The organism is Caballeronia sp. GAWG1-1 (assembly GCF_023631465.1).
In the GTDB taxonomy this organism is placed as follows: Bacteria; Pseudomonadota; Gammaproteobacteria; order Burkholderiales; family Burkholderiaceae; genus Caballeronia.
In genome coordinates this window covers 137,273-154,727 of record NZ_JALQDB010000040.1, presented here as the reverse complement: position 1 = coordinate 154,727, position 17,455 = coordinate 137,273, and the positions used below count along the sequence as shown (strand labels likewise).

The following is a 17,455-nucleotide window of genomic DNA, read 5'->3' as shown; positions in this document are numbered from 1 at the left end:
CGTGACGCACGAGATCCTGCAATGAGCGTCTCTCCTCCGCAAGGCGCCGGGCCGGATCTGCTGGCGCCGGCCGCGCCCGTGCCGCCGGCCGGTGCCGCGCGCGCAAGCGGCGGCGCGAGTTGGCTCACGTATATCGGCGTGCTGCCGTTCTTCGTGTTCGCGCTGCTATTCCTACTGCTGCCTACGGGCTTCTTGATGGTGGGCGCGTTCCAGGACCCGCAGGGACACTTCACGCTCGTCAATTTCCGCGAGTTGTTCCAGCCGGGCGTGCTCGATGCCTACTGGATCAGCATGAAAGTCAGCGCGGCGTCGGCGGCGGGCGGCGCGATACTCGGCTCGCTGCTCGCGTGGGCGGCGGTGAAAGGCCAGTTACCCGCATGGATTCGCCCGACGCTCATGACCTTCTCCGGCGTGGCGTCGAACTTCGCGGGCGTGCCGCTCGCGTTCGCTTTCATTTGCACATTGGGGCGCGTGGGTCTCGTCACTGTGCTGGCGCGCAAGTACCTCGGCTTCAATCTCTATTCCACCGGCTTCAGCATTCTGAGCTTCGCCGGACTGACCATCACATACCTGTATTTCCAGATTCCGTTGATGGTGCTCATCATCACGCCCGCGCTCGACGGTCTGAAGCGCGAATGGCGCGAAGCCTGCGATTGCCTCGGCGGGACATCGGCGCAGTACTGGCGTTATGTCGGCTTGCCGGTGCTGTGGCCGAGCTTGCTGGGCGCGGCGCTGCTCTTGTTCGCCAACGCGTTCGGCGCGGTCGCCACGGCTTATGCGTTGACCGGCAGCTCGCTCAATATCGTGACCATTCTGCTGTACGCGCAGATTCGCGGCGACGTGCTGCATAACCAGAACCTGGGTTACGCGCTCGCGCTCGGCATGATCGTGGTGACGGGGCTTTCGAACGGCGGCTATATCTGGTTGCGTGCGCGCGCCGAAAGGGGACGCCGATGAAATCGCAGTCGCGCGCGGGCGCCGCCATCGCGATGATCGTCGGCTCGCTATATTTTTTGATTCCGCTGATCGCCACATTCGAGTTCAGTCTGCGCATGCGTCGTGGCGAATACAGCTTCGACGCGTATCGCGTCGTACTCGGCGATCCGCATTTTCAGGCGTCGTTCGGCTATTCGGTGCTGATGGGCTTTCTCACCATCGTGATCGGCGTGCTGCTCGTGGTGCCGACCGCTTACTGGGTGCAGCTGCGCTTGCCGAAGCTGCGGCCCGTGGTCGAGTTCATCACGTTGCTGCCGCTCGTGATTCCGGCCATCGTCATCGTGTTCGGCTATCTGCGCATTTACAACAGCAGTTCGATCCTGCCGCTCACCGGTAACGAACGCGCGACCGACCTTTTGCTCGTGTTCGGCTATGTCACGCTGTCGCTGCCGTATATGTATCGCGCGGTCGATGCCGGCATGCGCGCCGTCGATATCCGCTCGCTCACCGAAGCCGCCGAATGTCTGGGCGCGGGCCGCGCGACCATACTTTTCAAAGTGATCTTCCCGAATGTGCGCTCGGGCATTCTGTCGGGCGCGTTCCTTACCTTTGCGGTCGTCATCGGCGAGTTCACGCTCGCGAGCCTGCTGGATCGTCCGGCGTTCGGCCCGTATCTGCAGTTGATCGGTGCGAACCGTGCCTACGAGCCGTCGGCGCTCGCGATCATCGCGTTCGTCGTCACCTGGGCCTCGATGGGGCTGATCCAGGTATTCGGTTCGGCGCGCGCGCTGGCCGGCCAGAAAACTTGAGCCTGAGGCACGCGACGCATGGCATTTCTCGAAATCGACAATCTTCACAAGGCGTTCGGGCCGAACATCGCGCTGCATCAGTTCGACATGAAGATCGAGCGCGGCGAGTTCATCACATTTCTTGGTCCTTCTGGATGCGGCAAGACGACCGTGCTGCGCATGATCGCGGGCTTCGAGACGCCCACGCGCGGCACCATTCGTCTCGATGGCCGCGACGTCACGCATCTGCGTACGCGCGAACGAGCCGTCGGCATGGTGTTTCAATCGTATGCGCTCTTTCCGAACATGACGGTGGCGCAGAACATAGGCTTCGCGCTGCGAGTGGCGAAGCGTCCGCAGAAGGAGATGGACGAGCGCGTGGCGCAAATGCTCGAACTGATCAAGCTGCCGCATCTTGCCGAGCGTTATCCGTGGCAACTGTCGGGTGGCCAGCAACAGCGCGTGGCGCTGGCGCGCGCGCTTGCGAGCAAGCCGCAAGTGTTGCTGCTCGACGAACCGCTCTCCGCGCTCGATGCGAAGATCCGCGTCTCGTTGCGCGAAGACATTCGCGCGTTACAGCGCGAACTTGGAATCACGTCGATCTTCGTCACGCACGATCAGGAAGAGGCGCTATCCATTTCGGATCGCATCGTCGTGATGAACGAGGGGCGCGTCGAACAGGTCGGGCCGCCGCTCAACATCTATAACTTTCCGCGCACGCGCTTTGTCGCCTCCTTCGTCGGCACGCTCAACATTCTTGCGGGCCGCGTGATCGATCCCGCGACCGGACGCATGGCCGTGGACGGTCAGGAACTCGTGACGTCGCGCCAGTTGCCATCGGACGATGCCGGCCGGGAGCGGCTTCTCGCCTTGCGTCCCGAAGCGATCGTGCTCGAACCGCCCGCGAGCGGCCGCAATTCGCTGGCGGCAACCGTCGAGGAAATCAGCTTCCTCGGCGCGGTGGTGCGTATCCGCGCGCGTGTGAAAGACGCGGTAGTCTCGCTCGATGTCTTCAACGACCCGAACCGGTTGCTGCCCGAACGCGGCCAGCCGGTCGCGCTCGGCTTTTCGCACGAGAATCTCCTCGTGCTCGACGAGGACGCGCGTTAGGCAACGCGCCAAACGTGCCGTTGCGCAGCGCACCAGCGTCGCGGCGCCGTTCGGCAGGCGCGAGACTCGATCTCGTCGCTGCATTGCGGCACGCGTAGCGAATATATACGCGATGCATCGATGTCATCGCCGCGCATTTCGATTCCGGCAATTCAGACACCTTGCATGGCGGATTACGCCAATGCAATTCCCTTTTTGTTAAGGCACACTAAGCGGCAGCAACCGGTTTCGAGCTTTGCATCCCGCAAACCATCAAGGCAGTGAATGGAGGCTTCGAGATGAACCGAAAAAATAATGCGGCCATCTGGATCCTGGTCGCCATGCTGTTGGGCATCGGGATCGGCTACATGATCTACTCGAGCTTTCCGGACAAGAAGACTGCTACTGAAATCGCGGGCTACATCTCGCTCATATCGGACGTGTTTCTGCGACTGATCAAAATGGTGATCGGTCCGCTCGTGTTCTCCACGCTCGTCGTGGGCATTGCGCATATGGGCGATGCAGCCTCGGTCGGGCGCGTGTTTGCCAAGGCGCTCGGCTGGTTCGTCACCGCGTCGCTCGTGTCGTTGCTGCTCGGTCTCATGATGTCGAACCTGCTCAGGCCGGGCGAGAATCTCGGGCTGCCGTTGCCGGATATCGGCGCGTCGGCGAATCTCGCGACTTCCAAGTTCACGCTCAAGGACTTCGTGAGTCATATGGTGCCGAGGTCGTTCGCGGAAGCGATGACCAATAACGAAGTGCTGCAGATCGTCGTGTTCTCCATGTTCTTCGGTGTGGCGCTCGCCGCGCTGGGCGACAAGGGCAAGATTCTCGTCGCCGCCATCGACCAGCTCTCGCACGTCATGCTGAAGATCACCGGCTACGTGATGAAGCTCGCACCGCTCGCCGTGCTGGCCGCAATGGCGTCCACTGTCGCCGTCAATGGCCTGACCATTCTGCTCAAGTTCGCGGTCTTCATGGGCGACTTCTACTTGAGCCTGTTCATGTTGTGGGCGTTGCTGGCGCTCGCGGGTTTCCTGTTTCTCGGACCACGCGTGCTCAAGCTGCTGGGACTGATAAGAGAAGCGTTCATGCTCTCGTTCGCGACCGCGAGTTCGGAAGCTGCGTATCCGAAGATTCTCGATGCGCTCGACCGCTTCGGCGTGAAGCGCAAGATCTCCGCGTTCGTGATGCCGATGGGCTATTCGTTCAACCTCGACGGCTCGATGATGTACTGCACCTTCGCGACGTTGTTTATCGCGCAGGCCTACAACATTCCGCTTTCCATCGGCACGCAACTGACCATGTTGCTGGTGCTCATGCTGACATCCAAGGGAATGGCCGGCGTGCCGCGCGCGTCGCTCGTCGTGATCGCGGCGACGCTCAACCAGTTCGGCATTCCCGAAGCGGGTTTGTTGTTGATTCTCGGCGTGGACACGTTCCTCGACATGGGCCGTTCGGCCACGAACGCGGTGGGCAATTCGATTGCGAGCGCGGTGGTCGCCAAGTGGGAGGGCGAACTGATGACGCAAGCGGAAGCCGACGCCAACGCGGCGCGCATCGAAACCGAGCTCGAAGCGACCATCGCCCATCCGGCAGAAGGTTAAGCGGAGCCGCGCCATGAAGATGCAGCGATTCTGCTCGATGCTCGCGCTCGCGGGGACCTTGATCGCCTGTGCCGGAGCGCGAGCGCAGGACGATCCGCAAACGTCACGCGCTATTCCCGATAGCTTCGCGCCCGTCGCGCTCACGGGAACGCTCGCGAAGGTGCGAAAGAGCGGTGTCGTCGCGATTGGTTATCGCGAGGCGTCGGTGCCGTTTTCGTATCTGAACGCGCGCCATGAACCTATCGGTTATTCCATCGAGTTATGCAAGTCGCTGGTGACGGCCATCGGCGATGCGATCAACCTGACGCCGACCATCCTGTGGGTGCCGGTTACGCCTGATAATCGTATCGACGCCGTGACGAGCGGCCGTGTCGATCTCGAATGCGGCTCGACGACCAGCAATATCGAACGCCAGAAACGCGTGGCGTTTTCGCCGATCATCTTCGTCGCGGGCACGAAGGTGATGGTCAAGAGCGGCTCGCCTATCGGCTCGTTTCGCGATCTCGCGGGCAAGAAGGTCACGTTGACCGCCGGCACCACGAACGAGAAGGCGCTGCGCGATCTGGACAGCAAGTTCCGGCTCGGCATTCAGTTGCAGATCGTGCCAGACCACGCGCAAGGCTTCGCGCAAGTGGCCGACGGCCATGCCGACGCATTCGCCACCGACGACGTCTTGCTCTACGGGCTGATTGCCGAGCACGCGGGCGCGGGCGGCTCGTACCGCGTGGTCGGCGATTACCTTTCGTATGAGCCGTACGGCATCATGTTTCGCAAGGACGATCCGCAGTTGGCGCAAGTGGTGAAGGACACGTTCCAGGAACTCGCGGCGGATGGCGAAATGGACCGGCAATACAAGCGCTGGTTTTTGCGCCGCCTGCCATCGGGCACGAGCATCAATCTGCCGATGAGCGCGCAACTCGAGACTATCATTCAGACGACCGCAGGCACGGACGCGCAATGAAGATGCGCGCTATCCATAGACCTGTATGCCGCGCCAGAATTGCGGCCACGGTTGGCGCGGTGCTTCGCATACGAAGATATCGCGGCCACTTACCGTGCTGTTTGCAATCCCGAAGCGGTTCGTGAGACGCTCGGCCATACGGCACGACGCCAACTCACGCTGCACGATATCGCTCGGAAAACCCACGACGATCAGCGGCTTCGGCGGCGGGTCGCCGTATCCGCGAAACCAGTGTGAGTTGGTGCCGGAGATCGGGCTCGGCAGCTTCAAGCGCGCGCCGAATAGATCGATGGCGCCGGCCTGGCCCGTATCGGCGACGAGAATGCCGGCGCTCGCACGTTGCCCCTCCGGAAGTGTGTCGCGAATGCGCGCGACGCTTTCCGCCATGTCGGGCCACCCGAGCTCTTCGTTGAAGTTGCCGCCATTGACGCGATCCGCAAAGCGCCACCATGTCGATCCGACCGGAGCAATCGGCAGTACGGGTGCGGCGCCCAGCACCGCGCCGATTGCGAGCACGACGCACACGGACCAGCGAATCGCCGCTGCGTGGCGCATGTTGAGCGATGCCATCCGTTGCTCCGCCCACACCGCGCCCGCCGCGAGCAACATCGGATAAGCAGGCGCCATATAGTAGTCGCGGCCCTTCGCCACGACGAACAACACGAGCGGCACGACGAACATCCAGCCAAGCACGCGAAACCGCTTGCCTTCCCCGACGGCGAAAAGATAGTAGAGTCCCGCGAGCCACAAGGGAACCGTGAACGGGCTTGTCGTGATCCAGAACTGACCGAGCAGGAACCCGTTGCCGCGTCCCATGCGGACGTCGCGAGCGTGAATGCTCTGCAGAAAATCCAGTGTGATGAAGTCGTGCTGAAACTGCCAGATCAAGTGAGGCAGCACGATCACGCCGACGAGCGCGACGCCGAGCCATAGCCACGCGCTGCGGAAGTATCGACGGGCGGGTGTGAAGAGCAAGCCCGCGGCGATACCCGCTGCCAGAAACGCGATGGTGTACTTCGTCAACAAGCCGATGCCGATGGCAGCGCCAACGCCGAGACACCATCGTGCATCGTCCGTGGACAGCAGGCGCACCGCGCAGTATGCGGCGGCGACCCACCATAGATAGTCGAAACTGACGTACTGATAAAGCGCGCCCGCGCTCAACGCGACACTGCTAATAGCGGCGGCCAATGCGGCGACGATCTGCGCCCGTCTGCTTCCTCCGAGCTCGCGCGCAATCAGGCCCGTGAGCACGAAGGCGATGCCCATTGCCAGCGACGAGAAAAAGCGCAAGCCGGTCAGCGACGGCCCGAACAGCGCGAACGCGCCTCGCGCAAGAAACGGAATGAACGGCGGGACGCCGACGTAACCCCACGCGAGCGAGCGCGCGTCTTCCAACGTGGAGAGCTCATCGCGATGAAAGCCGTATTCGCCATTGGTCGCGATATGCAAAATCACCAGCGCCGCAGCCCATGGAAGCAGTGGCGCGGTGTCGGCGAGTGAATGCGTTTTCAGGCTACCGGCTGGCCGCATGTCTCCTCCGTTTCGCGGGCGACTTCAGCGTGCCGAGTCTCGCATCGTCCGACGCACGAGGCAAGTCGCGTGGCGCGCGTGATGCGAACGTTCGTGCCTGTACACAAGCGGATCAACGGCGTTCGCCGCGTTTTTTGCGGTCGCGCACGAGCTTGCCGGCATCGACGGGAATGAACGGCGCCTGAAAGCGCTCAACCAGGAAGTCGATGAACGCACGGGCGCGTGCGGTCTGGTTGCGTTGCCGCGGGTAATAGACGAAGAGATCGGCCGATGGCAGCACGGCGTTCGGCAGCACGATTTCGAGCCGTCCGCTCTGTACATACTTCGCCAGGTCCCATTCCGAGCGGATAAGAATGCCGTGTCCGTCGAGCGCCCAGCGCAGGACGATATCGCCATCGTTGCTGGATAACGCGCCGCGCACTTTCAGCGCTTCCGTGTGGTCTTCGTCGATGAATCGCCATACGCCATGGGCATCGTCGTTCTGCCGATGAATGATGCAGCGGTGCTGCAGCAGGTCTTCGATCTTTTCGGGCGTGCCGAAGCGTTCGAGATATTTCGGCGATGCGCAAAGAAAGCGCCGGTTGCTCATGATGCGTCGCGCGCTCAAGCGGCTGTCGGGCAGTTCGCCGAAGCGTATCGCCATATCGAACGCACCTTCGACCAGATCGACGGGCCGATCCGTCACTTCGAACTGAACCTCGACCTGAGGAAAGCGCTTAGCAAACTCGGACACGAGCGGCGCAATGGTCGTGCGTCCGAAGCCGAGCGTCGCGTTGATGCGCAGCAGCCCTTGCGGATCGGTGCGCGCGCCCGTGATCGCTTCTTCCATTTCGCGCACTTTCTCCACGATCTGCGTTGCATAGCGCAGATAGGTTTCGCCTTCCGGCGTGAGGCTGATGCTGCGCGTGGTGCGGTTGACGAGCTGCGCGCCCAGCCGCTTTTCCATGATGCCGAGCCGCTTGGTCGCTGCGGGCGGCGTGAGATCGAGTGCGCGCGCCGCGCCGGACATGCTCTTCAGTTTCGCGAGCAAGATGAAGAACTCGAAGTCCGTTGCCGAATCAGTATTCACTTTAAGTAAAAAATGAAATGAATGTGGGTGAATCTTAACCCGGCACTTCGCGGCTAACCTAACGTCTTCAATGAGCGAGTGCCGTCAGGAGACATTCATGAAGATCGTCGAAATCCGCGAAAAGACCGTTCCGATCAGTTCGCCCATCCGTAATGCATATATCGACTTCAGCAAGATGACGCTGAGTCTCGTCGCGGTCGTGACCGACGTGATCCGCGACGGCAAGCCTGTCGTCGGTTACGGTTTCAACTCGAACGGCCGCTACGGTCAGGGCAAACTCATGCGCGAGCGCTTCATTCCGCGCATCCTCGAAGCAGACCCGGGCACGCTCCTCGACGATACCGGCAACAACATCGATCCCCACAAGGTGTGGGCGACCATGTTCATGAACGAGAAGCCGGGCGGTCACGGCGAGCGTTCGGTGGCTATCGGGACCATCGACATGGCGATCTGGGACGCGGTCGCGAAGATAGAAGGCAAGCCGCTTTTTCAGTTGCTCGCGGACCGTCATGGCAATGGCCAGCCGGACCGCCAGGTATTCGTGTATGCGGCAGGCGGCTACTACTATCCGGGCCAGGACCACGGCAAGCTCAAGGACGAGATGCGCAGCTACATCGACCGGGGCTATACGGTCGTCAAAAAGAAGATTGGCGGCGCTTCGCTCGATGAAGACCTGCGCCGTATCGATTCGATCCTGAGCATTCTGCAAGACGGCCAGAAGCTCGCGGTGGACGCCAACGGCCGCTTCGATCTCGACACGGCCATTCAGTACGCCAAGGCGCTCTCGCAATACGATCTCTTCTGGTACGAAGAGCCGGGCGATCCGCTCGACTTCGAGTTGCAAGCCACGCTGCGCAACTACTACGACAAGCCGATGGCCACCGGCGAAAACCTCTTTTCGATGCAGGACGCGCGCAACCTGGTTCGCTACGGCGGCATGCGTGCCGACCGCGACTGGCTGCAGTTCGATTGCGCACTGAGTTACGGTCTCGTCGAATATCTGCGCACGCTCGACATGCTGCGTCAGCACGGCTGGTCGCCGAGCCGCTGCGTTCCGCACGGCGGGCACCAGATGTCGTTGAATATCGCGGCAGGGCTGGGGCTTGGCGGCAACGAGTCGTATCCTGATCTGTTCCAGCCCTACGGCGGTTTCCCGGATGGCGTGAAGGTCGAAAACGGCTATATCACCATGCCCGACTTGCCCGGCATCGGTTTCGAGGGCAAGGCCGACCTTTACGCCGAGATGACGAAGCTGTCGGCGTGACGCGTCACCAGATGGTGTAGCCCGCATCGGTGAGCAGGATGGTGCCGGTGATTGCGCTCGCCGCGTCCGACGCCAGAAACGCAATCGCCGATGCCACTTCCTCCGGTTCCACCATGCGGCGCATCGGCGTGTTGTCCATCCACGGTTTGAAGAAGCGCTCGTCCTTTGCCGTCACGTTCGACATGACCGTGTTGACGTAGGTCGGCGCGACGCAATTGACGCGCACGTTGCGCTCCGCCCATTCGCCCGCAAGCGACTTCGTCAGATGATGCACCGCCGCTTTCGACGCGTTGTATTGCACCTGCCGTTGCGGTTTGTTGGAGATGACGCCGGACATGGAACCCACGGTCACGATCGAGCCTTTGCCCTTGGCGAGCATATGACGCCCGAACGCGCGGCACGTCCAGAACGTGCCGTTGAGATTGGTGTCGATCACCTTGAGCCACGCTTCGTTGCTCATCTCCTCGGCGGGCGTGTCGGGCCACGCAATGCCTGCGTTGGCGACGAGCACATCCACCGCTGCGCCGCCATTCAGTTCGAGCGCGACGCGGTCGCATTGATCCGGGTCGGTGACGTCGAGCACCACGCCGCTGGCATCGACGCCGGCCGCGCGCAGCTTGTCGACGGCTTCGCTCACCGCATGATCCGTCAGGTCCGATACGGTCACCGCCGCGCCCGCTTCGCCTAACGCGATGGCGGTCTGAAAGCCAATGCCCCGGCTGCCGCCGGTGATGAACGCGTGCCGCCCTGCGAAGCTTTGCTTGTCCACTTTCATGCGAATCTTTCCACGGGTTGTGTTGAGATAGGGAAACGGGTTCGGCCTCATGCGCGTCGTTTCGATGACGCGCGAACCCTCGCTGCACTATATTTCAATTTCTTCAACTCATGGATCGCGACGATGAGCGGTGGCTACCTGATCGGCCTGGACTACGGAACGGATTCGGCAAGAGGCGTGCTGGTGGATATCGAAAGCGGCGAGGTGTGCGCGACGCATGCGCATCGGTATCGGCATGGCACGCTCATAGACGCGCTTCCGGGCGGGTTGCCGCTGAAGGCGGGCTGGGCTTTGCAAAACGCGCCGGATTATCTCGAATGCGCCGAGGTCGTTCTCGCGGAGCTCGGGCGTGGGAAGCGTATCGAGGCTATCGGCATCGGGTTCACGGCGAGTTCGCCATTGCCTGCGTCGGCGGACGGAACGCCGCTTTCCACGCGATTCCCCGACGATCCGCACGCTTACGTCAAGCTCTGGAAGCATCACTCGGCGCAGCCCTGGGCCGACGAGATCAGCCGTGAACGCGGCGTGCATCTGACTAAGTCGGGAGGCAAGACTTCCGGCGAATGGTTGCCCGCGAAGGCGGCGCAGCTTGCCGCGGAAGCGCCCACACTTTGGGCGCAGACGGAGCGATTCATCGAGGCGGGCGACTGGCTTGTGTGGCAGCTCACCGGAACGGAGTCGCGAAGCTCCGATATGGCGCGCTACAAGGCCCACTATTCGGATGCGGGTTATCCACCCCTCGGCGTCGATGGACTCGCCACGCGATCGAGCGCGCCGAAGCATATTGGATCGTCGGCGGGAACGGTGCGGCGCGAGTGGATCGAGCGCACAGGCATGCTCGGCGAACCGGCCGTGGCGGTCGCGGCTATCGATTCGCACGTGATTCTTCCCGCGCTCGGCGCGACGCAAGCGGGCACGCTCGTCGGCGCGCTGGGGACATCGGCGGTGTACATGTTGCTCGATGACACCGAGCGTCCCTTGCCCGACGGTATCGAAGGCGTGGCGAAGGATGCGGCGCTTCCCGGTCTATGGTGCTACGAAGCAGGGCAGGCCGGTTTCGGCGATGCGCTCGCGTGGTTCGTCAAAACCGCGCCGCTGGCGGAGGACTTGCCGGCGAACTTCTCGGCGTACAACGCGAGCGCGGCGCGTTTGCGGCCGGGTGAGTCAGGACTGCTCGCGCTCGACTGGTGGAACGGCTGCCGCGTGCCGCTTTCCGACCCGCAGGTGAGCGGCATGCTGCTTGGCTTGCGCACGACCACGACACGCGCGGAGATTTATCGGGCGATGATGGAATCGCTGTGCTTCGGCGCACGCACGATCATCGAGCTGATGCAGAGCGAGGGCGCGCCGGTCACGCGGACCATCCTCGCGAGCGGCTTGAGCGAGAATAATCGCTTCCTGCTTCAGTTGATGGCGGACGTGCTCGGCAAGCCGGTCTCGGTGCCCGACATGCACAACGCAACGGCGGTCGGCGCCGCGATTCATGGCGCCGTCGCGGCGGGCGTGGTGCGGGATTTCACGGACGGTGCGGCTCGCTTCGGCGCGCGGGCGTTCCAGCATTTCGAACCGGACGCCGCGTCGGCGGATGTTTATGAAGCGTTGTTCGAGCAGTATCGGATGCTTGCCTCGCGTGCGGAATTGCGGGAGGCCATGCACGTGGTTTCGCGGCTTGCGTTACCTCGGTGATTCGATTCAATGCGTTCGGGCGCACGCCTTCAAAAGCCAAATAGCCGACGCGGCGTCTCCCACTGAATCTGCCGCCGGACCTGCGCGTCCGGGACGATCTTCTCGAAGAGCGCAAGCAGCGGCCCATAATCCATCCGCTCTGACGCGCGCAAGAACGGCCAGTCGGAGCCCCAAATGCAATGCTCCGGTCCGAATGCGCGCAACAACGCGTGAGCGTAGGGCCACACGTCCTCATACGGATAGGCTTCGTGCGCATACTTTTGCCAGCCCGACAATTTGACCGTCGCGCGCCCGGTCTCTGCGAGCCGAAGCACCGCCTGAAAGCCTTTCTGATCGATGCCATCCGCGCTATCGGGCCGGCCGGCATGATCGATCAAGACATTCACCGGTTGCCGCGCGAGCCAGGGCTCGAGCGTCGCCATCTGATCGCCAACCACCTGAATCTGCGCGAACATCTCGAGGTCCGCGAGCGACGCGAAAAGCTCGCCTGCATTCAGCACGAGTTCGACACCTTCCATCGCCGGGTTGAACGCGACGCCGACCACACCCGCATTGCGCAGCGCAGTCAGTTCGCTTCGGCCGATGTCGTTATCCACCACCGCAATGCCGCGAAACCGCGCCGGGTAAGTCTGCAACGCGTCGACGAGACAACGGTTGTCGGTCCGGTAGCCGCTCGTCGGGCCAACCAGCAGCGCATGACGCACGCCGTAGGCATCCATTACGCGAATCAGTTGCGCGGCGGTGCCGAGTTCCTGACCTTCAGGGCGATACGGCGTGTCGTCGCGATACGGAAAGCGCGCAGGATCGAAGATATGGCAATGACAGTCGATCCTGTCCTCATCGAAAAGGCTCATGGGTTGATCCGGTTGGAAGATTGACCCGCTCAGAGCGAGCGCTGAATGGCTTGTCCGAGCAAATCGAGACCGAGGTCGATCTCTTCCTCGCGCACGGTCAGCGGCGGCGCAATGCGGAACACGCCGCCCATGCCCGGCAACTGCACGATATTCATGCTGAGGCCGAGATTCATGCACTCGCGCGTGATCTTCGCGCCGAGGCCGTCATCGGGCTGCTTGGTTCGGCGATCCTTGACGATCTCCACGCCGAGCAGAAGACCGCGTCCGCGAACATCGCCGATACAGTCGAAGCGTTCCATCAGATTTTGCAAGCCGCGCCTGAGTCTTTCGCCCATGATGTTCGCACGCGCGACGAGTCCTTCGCGCTCGACGACGTCCAGCACGCGCAGACCGACGGCGGCGGGGAGCGGGTCGGACACGTGCGTCGTATAGAAGAGATAGCCGAGTTCGTGCGCGCGCTCCTCGATGGCCGCCGACGTGACGATGGCCGCGAGCGGCAGCCCCGCGCCGAGTGTCTTAGACAAGGTGAGAATGTCGGGCGTGACGCCGTCGCGCTGGCACGCGAACATGTTGCCCGTGCGGCCGATGCCCGTTTGCGCTTCGTCGAGAATCAGCAGCATGCCGCGCTCCTCGCACTTGCGCTTGAGCGCTGCCATGTAACCTTCGGGCAATTCGATGATGCCGCCCGAACTCAGGATCGGCTCCGCGATGAACGCGGCGAGATTGCCGCTCGACTGCCGGTCGATGAGTGCAAACGCGTAGTCCAGTTCCGCGAGGTGATCGTAGGCGCCGTTGCGCTCGAACTGCGGCCGGTAAGTGAACGGAGCCGGAATCGCGAACGAGCCGACCGCAGCCGGGCCCACGCCCTTGCGGCCCGCGCTGTAGGTCGCGGCGGCCGCGTGCCCGGTCATGCCGTGCCACGACTGCGCGAAGCCGACGACCTCATAACCGCCGGTGACGAGCTTCGCCATGCGGATAGCTGCTTCGTTCGACTCGGCGCCCGTGCTGAGCAACAGCGCGCGGTCGAGGCCTTCGGGCGTGATGTCGGCGAGGCGCGTCGCCAGATCGACGACAGGCCGCGAAAGCATCCCGCTGAAGAGATGGTCGAGCTTGCCGGCGTATTCGCTGATGACCGCGACGATCTCGGGATGGCTGTGGCCGAGCACCGCGCTCATCTGTCCCGAGGTGAAGTCGAGAATGGGACGATCATCCGCGTCGTAGACGAAGCTGCCCTTCGCACGTTCGATGATCATGGGTTCGAACGTGCCGCCGTAGCGGATCAGATGCTGCTTCGCGTTGCGCCAAAACGTTGCGTCGTTATTCCGGGACACCGTGCATCTCCTCGCGAATGGGAAGAACCTGCAGTCTAGACGACGCTTCGCGAATCGCCCACACCTTCCCTTCAGACGATGACAGGCGGATGCGTCACGATCGACTTCAATTGCGGCACCGGCGCGCGCAAGGCGCTCAAGTCGGGCGTCGGGCGCTCGAGCGATTCGTCCCCGGCAAACGCGGTTTCGAGTGCTTCGGCGATATCGAGCACGCGCGCGTCGCCACGCAGCGCGCCGACCAGTTGCAGACCGAAGGGCATGCCCGCGTGATCCATTCCGCAAGGCAACGAGAGCGCGGGATTGGTCATCATCGAGATGACGTATGTGAGTCCGAGCCAGCGATAGTACGTGTCGAGCGGCCGTCCGTTGATCGCTTCCAGATGCCATTGCGACCATGGAAATGGCGTAATGGAAGTGGTCGGCGACACGATCACGTCATACCGTTGCACATGTTCCTGAAAGCGCCGGTACAAACGGGTCTGCGTGACGTGCGCGCCCACGACATCGGCGAGCGTCATCTTCACGCCCATTTCGTAGTTCGCGCGCGTGTTCGGGCCGAGCAGCGACCGATCGCGCTCATAGGCTTCGCGAAACTGCGCGACGAAGTTCTGCGCGCGGATCACGTCGAAGCAGCGGTCGCTGTCACGCATGTCGATATCGACCGGCTCGCACACCGCGACATGCCGCGCGACGGCTGCCATTTTCTTGCGAAAGGTGGCGCGCGTGGCGTCGTCGAGCGCGCAGGTGCCGAAGTCCTCCGTGAAGCCGATGCGCAACGTAGCGGCATCGATTGGACGATGCTTCGTGAAGGTATCAGCATCGACTTCGTAGGAAAGCGGATCGCGCGCATCGAAGCCCGCTTGCGCGGCGAGCAACAGACGCGTGTCGGCGACGGTACGCGCCATTGGTCCACTGACGGTGATGGGCGCCCAGCCCAGGTTCTTGCGATCGCCAGGCACGAGTCCCGGCGATGGCCGAAAGCCCACGACGCCGCAATACGCGGCCGGAATGCGCAACGAGCCGCCGGTGTCCGAGCCCGTGCACAGCGGCAACATGCCGGTGGCAAGCGCAACTGCCGACCCGCCCGACGATCCTCCCGCGTTGAGCAACGGCGCGAAGGGGTTGCCGGTTGCGCCCCACACGACGTTGCGCGTGTTCGCGCCCGCGCCCATTTCCGGCGTATTGGTCTTGGCCGTGACGATGGCGCCTGCCGCGCGAATGCGCGCGACCATGGCGTTGTCGGCCTCGGGCACGTGGTCGCGATACATCGCCGAGCCATATGTCGTGAGCACGCCCGCGGTCTCTTCGAGGTCTTTCACGCCGATGGGCAGACCATGCAGCAAGCCCGGCGTTTCGCCGCGCATGAGCGCGTGTTCCGCGTGCCGTGCCTCGATGCGTGCGCGCTCGAAGCATGTCGCGGCCATCGCATTGACCGAAGGGTTGAGGGCCTCGATACGCGCAATGCTCGCATCGAGTAATTCCACCGGCGAGATTTCGCGAGTGGCGATGAGCCTGCGTGCATCGACAGCGGAAAGAGAAGCGAGCGTGTCATCCATGATCGGTCAGGCCGCCGCTTGGGCGAAAGATTGTTCGACGCACGCAGCTATGGCATTGCGCGTGTTTTCGAGGTGCGCGCGTGTCTGTTCGTGCACGGCGCGGCCATCGCGCGCGCGGTAGGCATGCAGCAAGCCCGCGTGCTCGTGATTGTTGCTGTCCATGATATCGCCCTTGACGTACATCGACAGCGACACATAAGGCCGTGCGACGAGCGACAACCCTTCGGCTAGATCGAAAAGGCGCGTGCCGGTTTCGCTCGCCATCAGATGCTGATGGAACTCTTCGTTGAGAATGGCCCAGGTCTCGGAAGAGGTCGTCGCGCACATCGTCTGATGCACGGCTTCGGCGGCGGCAAGACTCGTTTCGCTTGCGTTGGCGCAGGCACGTTCGGCGAGCATCGGTTCGAGCACCATGCGCAGTTCGTAGATTTCGGTGACATCGGCGGCAGTGAGTTCACGCGTGACGACACCCTTGTTCGGATCGATAGCGACGAGCCCTTCGGCGCGCAAGTCGCGAAACGCCTCGCGCACAGGCGTCGTGCTGACGTTGAGCCGCTTGGCCACTTCCTCCTGGCGAAGCCGCGTGTTCGGCGGATAAATACCCTGCAAGATTTCCGCGCGCAGCGTGCCGAGAACATATTGCGCGATGGTGCGAAATGGCTGGCTCAACGTCGTCTCCTTGATTTGTGTGTTCAGTCGGGCAGCGCGCGTCGCTCGAACCCGAGCATGCCTTCGACCGATGCAGCGATGCGGAGCAGCTTCAGATCGTCGCCATATCCGCCGACGAGTTGCAAGCCGAGCGGCAAGCCCGCATCGGTCCAACCGGACGGCACCGTGACGGCGGGCGCACCCATCAAACTCCACGGCGCGCAGAAGCGTGCGTCGCCCGTATCGCCCAGACCTTCGGGCGCCGCGCCGCTCGATGGCAAGGTTACGAGCGCGTCGCAACCTTCGAGCAATTGCTGCGAACGCACGCGCAGTTCGGCTTGCAACAGCAACGCGTCCTGATAGCGTGTGAGCGGCATGGCGGCACTCTCGGCAAGCAATGCGCGCATGTGCTCGCTGATCAGTTCGGGCTTGCGCGCGGCCGCGTCGCCAATAGCGCGATGCGCTTCGATCGCGAGTATCGTCAGCGTGGCTTCGCGCATCTGTTGCAGGTCCGCGCCGTAGTCCAGTTCGACGATACGCGCGCCGCCTTCGCGCAGACGTTGCAGCGATGCCTCGAAGCTCGCGCGTTGATGCGGCGCGATCAGTTGGTCCCAGAACGGCGTGCGTACGACGCCAAGCCGGGGCGCTCCGTTGCCGCCATCGAAATAGGCGCGCCAGGAGGCTTTATCGGCGATGGTCTCGGGCGCGGCATCGACGAAAAGCGCATGGGCTACCGCGACATCTTCCGCCGAGCGCGCGAAGAAGCCGATGTGATCGAGCGAAGCCGCAAGCGGATGCACGCCTTCGGTCGCGATCTTGCGATACGTGGGCTTGTAGCCGACCACGCCGCAATAAGCAGCCGGACGAATGACCGAGCCGACCGTCTGCGTGCCGATGGCAAGCGGCACGATGCCCGCTGCCACCGCCGCCGCCGAGCCGCTCGACGAACCGCCCGGCGTATGCGCGCGGTTCCACGGATTGACCGTCGCGGCGGGACCGCGCCAGGCGAACTCCGTCGTCGCGGTCTTGCCGAAGACGATGCCGCCGAGCGCGCGAATGGAAGCGACGATGCGCGCGTCATGAGCCGGCCGATGGCCGCTGTAAATCGCCGAACCATAGGACGTGGGCATGTCGTGCGTATCGGCGAGATCCTTCACGCCGATTGGCACGCCCGCAAGCGGGGCCGTTACGGCATCGCGCACGCTATAAACATCCGGACGATGCACGAAGGCGCGCAGCCACGGATCGAGCAAGTCGGCGCGCGTCTGCGCCTCTTGCAAGGTGGCGCTCACCGCCGCTTCGTCGTGGCGATTGGCGAAGAGAGTCGCGAGCAATGAGCGAGGCTGATCGGTCATCGC

General features: G+C 63.0%; 15 protein-coding genes. 7 read left to right on the top strand and 8 right to left on the bottom strand.

Annotated features, from left to right (window positions below):
- Window positions 1-21: 21 nt before the first annotated feature.
- The 5 genes from NCT03_RS29105 to NCT03_RS29085 all read left to right on the top strand — a co-directional run bounded on the left by NCT03_RS29105 (window position 22) and on the right by NCT03_RS29085 (window position 5,381).
- Window positions 22-957 (top strand): ABC transporter permease, encoded by a 936-nt coding sequence (locus tag NCT03_RS29105; protein ID WP_244831688.1) that lies wholly within the window; start codon window positions 22-24, stop codon window positions 955-957.
- Complete coding sequence (locus NCT03_RS29100) at window positions 954-1,745, top strand: ABC transporter permease (RefSeq protein WP_244831687.1); 792 nt, start codon at window positions 954-956, stop codon at window positions 1,743-1,745. Before NCT03_RS29105 ends, NCT03_RS29100 begins: the two co-directional genes overlap by 4 nt.
- 18 nt (window positions 1,746-1,763) lie before the next feature.
- On the top strand, window positions 1,764-2,834 hold the full coding sequence (locus NCT03_RS29095; protein ID WP_250494874.1) for an ABC transporter ATP-binding protein: 1,071 nt from the start codon (window positions 1,764-1,766) through the stop codon (window positions 2,832-2,834).
- A gap of 278 nt (window positions 2,835-3,112) precedes the next feature.
- A complete protein-coding gene (locus NCT03_RS29090) occupies window positions 3,113-4,420 on the top strand; it encodes a dicarboxylate/amino acid:cation symporter (RefSeq protein WP_250494873.1) in 1,308 nt (435 codons plus the stop codon).
- Between the two features lie 13 nt (window positions 4,421-4,433).
- On the top strand, window positions 4,434-5,381 hold the full coding sequence (locus NCT03_RS29085; protein WP_244831684.1) for an amino acid ABC transporter substrate-binding protein: 948 nt from the start codon (window positions 4,434-4,436) through the stop codon (window positions 5,379-5,381).
- 9 nt (window positions 5,382-5,390) lie between these two features.
- Here NCT03_RS29085 and NCT03_RS29080 read toward each other — a convergent pair whose 3' ends face one another.
- The gene (locus NCT03_RS29080) at window positions 5,391-6,914 is read right to left on the bottom strand and encodes a glycosyltransferase family 39 protein (protein WP_250494872.1); all 1,524 of its coding nucleotides are present in this window, start codon (window positions 6,912-6,914) and stop codon (window positions 5,391-5,393) included.
- Between the two features lie 112 nt (window positions 6,915-7,026).
- Window positions 7,027-7,983 (bottom strand): LysR family transcriptional regulator, encoded by a 957-nt coding sequence (locus NCT03_RS29075; protein WP_350030181.1) that lies wholly within the window; start codon window positions 7,981-7,983, stop codon window positions 7,027-7,029.
- A gap of 97 nt (window positions 7,984-8,080) precedes the next feature.
- Between NCT03_RS29075 and NCT03_RS29070 the strand changes: the two genes are divergently transcribed.
- Window positions 8,081-9,247 (top strand): mandelate racemase/muconate lactonizing enzyme family protein, encoded by a 1,167-nt coding sequence (locus NCT03_RS29070; RefSeq protein WP_250494871.1) that lies wholly within the window; start codon window positions 8,081-8,083, stop codon window positions 9,245-9,247.
- 4 nt (window positions 9,248-9,251) lie between these two features.
- On the opposite strand, the gene NCT03_RS29065 is transcribed toward NCT03_RS29070, so the two are convergent.
- Window positions 9,252-10,022 carry an SDR family NAD(P)-dependent oxidoreductase gene (locus NCT03_RS29065; RefSeq protein ID WP_250494870.1) on the bottom strand — a complete coding sequence of 257 codons (771 nt, stop codon included), beginning with the start codon at window positions 10,020-10,022 and terminating at the stop codon, window positions 9,252-9,254.
- A 123-nt stretch (window positions 10,023-10,145) separates the two neighbouring features.
- On the opposite strand from NCT03_RS29065, the gene NCT03_RS29060 reads away from it, so the two are divergent.
- Complete coding sequence (locus NCT03_RS29060) at window positions 10,146-11,708, top strand: FGGY-family carbohydrate kinase (RefSeq protein ID WP_250494869.1); 1,563 nt, start codon at window positions 10,146-10,148, stop codon at window positions 11,706-11,708.
- A gap of 29 nt (window positions 11,709-11,737) precedes the next feature.
- Here the strand turns inward: NCT03_RS29060 and NCT03_RS29055 are convergent, their stop codons facing one another.
- From NCT03_RS29055 to NCT03_RS29035, 5 genes are all read right to left on the bottom strand, one after another.
- A complete protein-coding gene (locus tag NCT03_RS29055) occupies window positions 11,738-12,562 on the bottom strand; it encodes an amidohydrolase family protein (protein WP_250494868.1) in 825 nt (274 codons plus the stop codon).
- A 29-nt stretch (window positions 12,563-12,591) separates the two neighbouring features.
- Window positions 12,592-13,893, bottom strand: coding sequence for an aspartate aminotransferase family protein (locus tag NCT03_RS29050; RefSeq protein ID WP_250494867.1), 1,302 nt, complete (start codon window positions 13,891-13,893; stop codon window positions 12,592-12,594).
- Between the two features lie 71 nt (window positions 13,894-13,964).
- Window positions 13,965-15,449 carry an amidase gene (locus NCT03_RS29045; RefSeq protein ID WP_250494866.1) on the bottom strand — a complete coding sequence of 495 codons (1,485 nt, stop codon included), beginning with the start codon at window positions 15,447-15,449 and terminating at the stop codon, window positions 13,965-13,967.
- 6 nt (window positions 15,450-15,455) lie between these two features.
- Entirely contained in the window at window positions 15,456-16,118 is a 663-nt protein-coding gene (locus NCT03_RS29040) for a GntR family transcriptional regulator (RefSeq protein ID WP_250494865.1), read from the bottom strand.
- A 23-nt stretch (window positions 16,119-16,141) separates the two neighbouring features.
- Entirely contained in the window at window positions 16,142-17,452 is a 1,311-nt protein-coding gene (locus tag NCT03_RS29035; protein WP_250494864.1) for an amidase, read from the bottom strand.
- Window positions 17,453-17,455 lie beyond the last annotated feature (3 nt).

What these genes read in the sequence shown, in the direction of transcription:
- NCT03_RS29105 (WP_244831688.1), top strand. Translation starts at nt 22, where the DNA reads ATGAGCGTCTCTCCTCCGCAAGGCGCCGGGCCGGATCTGCTGGCGCCG.
- NCT03_RS29100 (WP_244831687.1), top strand. Translation starts at nt 954, where the DNA reads ATGAAATCGCAGTCGCGCGCGGGCGCCGCCATCGCGATGATCGTCGGC.
- NCT03_RS29095 (WP_250494874.1), top strand. Translation starts at nt 1,764, where the DNA reads ATGGCATTTCTCGAAATCGACAATCTTCACAAGGCGTTCGGGCCGAAC.
- NCT03_RS29090 (WP_250494873.1), top strand. Translation starts at nt 3,113, where the DNA reads ATGAACCGAAAAAATAATGCGGCCATCTGGATCCTGGTCGCCATGCTG.
- NCT03_RS29085 (WP_244831684.1), top strand. Translation starts at nt 4,434, where the DNA reads ATGAAGATGCAGCGATTCTGCTCGATGCTCGCGCTCGCGGGGACCTTG.
- NCT03_RS29080 (WP_250494872.1), bottom strand. Translation starts at nt 6,914, where the DNA reads ATGCGGCCAGCCGGTAGCCTGAAAACGCATTCACTCGCCGACACCGCG.
- NCT03_RS29070 (WP_250494871.1), top strand. Translation starts at nt 8,081, where the DNA reads ATGAAGATCGTCGAAATCCGCGAAAAGACCGTTCCGATCAGTTCGCCC.
- NCT03_RS29065 (WP_250494870.1), bottom strand. Translation starts at nt 10,022, where the DNA reads ATGAAAGTGGACAAGCAAAGCTTCGCAGGGCGGCACGCGTTCATCACC.
- NCT03_RS29060 (WP_250494869.1), top strand. Translation starts at nt 10,146, where the DNA reads ATGAGCGGTGGCTACCTGATCGGCCTGGACTACGGAACGGATTCGGCA.
- NCT03_RS29055 (WP_250494868.1), bottom strand. Translation starts at nt 12,562, where the DNA reads ATGAGCCTTTTCGATGAGGACAGGATCGACTGTCATTGCCATATCTTC.
- NCT03_RS29045 (WP_250494866.1), bottom strand. Translation starts at nt 15,449, where the DNA reads ATGGATGACACGCTCGCTTCTCTTTCCGCTGTCGATGCACGCAGGCTC.
- NCT03_RS29035 (WP_250494864.1), bottom strand. Translation starts at nt 17,452, where the DNA reads ATGACCGATCAGCCTCGCTCATTGCTCGCGACTCTCTTCGCCAATCGC.